This window comes from Methylobacterium sp. AC315 (genome assembly GCF_979253755.1).
Map to the genome: position 1 here is coordinate 1 of NZ_CEEDEA010000065.1, position 885 is coordinate 885.

General features: G+C 72.1%; 1 protein-coding gene. It reads right to left on the minus strand.

Features of this window, described 5'->3' with window-relative positions:
• The coding region (locus AC0IY0_RS28710) for an ISL3 family transposase (protein ID WP_471766471.1) at nt 1-885 on the minus strand (885 nt) is incomplete at both ends.

The following is an 885-nucleotide window of genomic DNA, read 5'->3' on the forward strand; positions in this document are numbered from 1 at the left end:
GGCGGCCTGCTTCAGCTTCGGCGCGGCGCTGCAGAGCGCTTCGGTGAAGGCGCGATCCTCCCGAGACAGCGAGGTCGGGTCGGCGGTGAGCCAACGGGTGATGCGGCGCGTCGAGGGGACCCGGGCGGACGGTGATCGCGCAGGCGCATCCTGCCTCCGTCGTGAGGCCCAGCGCCGGACGATGTCGTAGCTGCCAATGAAGCCCTGCGCGTGCAACTCGCGGTGGAGGACGGTGGCGCTGTGCTGGCCCTCCCGCCAGCGTGCCTCGACGAAGGGGAGATAGCGATCGAGCAGGCTCGAACCCGGTGCGCGGCGGTAGGACATGAACCGGCCCGCCCGCACCCAGCGGCGCACGGCGTTGCGGGATGCGCCGAGACGGCGAGCGATCTCTTTGGTCGGCAGACCTTCGCCGTGGAGGCACAGGGCCGCCTCGCAGCGGTCGCGTCGCCAGCTGCTCACGTTCGTTGGCGCTGTCTTCGTCTTCGCCAGATCAGGGGAGCCGGCGGGGTCGTGCACGGCGCGGTGCGCCACGCCTCGGATCTCGGACTGGTGCCGCTCGACGACGCCGCGCAGGGCCTCGGAAGCGTTAACGAGCAGGTGCCAGCGATCCGCGACCTGCGTCGCCGTCGGTGCTCCCGTGCGCGCGGCCTCGGCGTAGGGTCCCGAACGGTCACGGCTGACGACGGTCACGCTCGGATGGGCGGTGAGCCAGTCCCGCACCGGTGCCGACGAGCGGCCGGGCAACAGATCGATGACGCGCCGCCGCTCCAAGTCGCACACGATGGTGCCGTAGGACCGGCCGCGCCGCCACGCCCAATCGTCGATGCCGATGACCCGCGGCGGCGGAGACGGTACGGTCCCGCGACGACGGATCAGGCGCAGGAC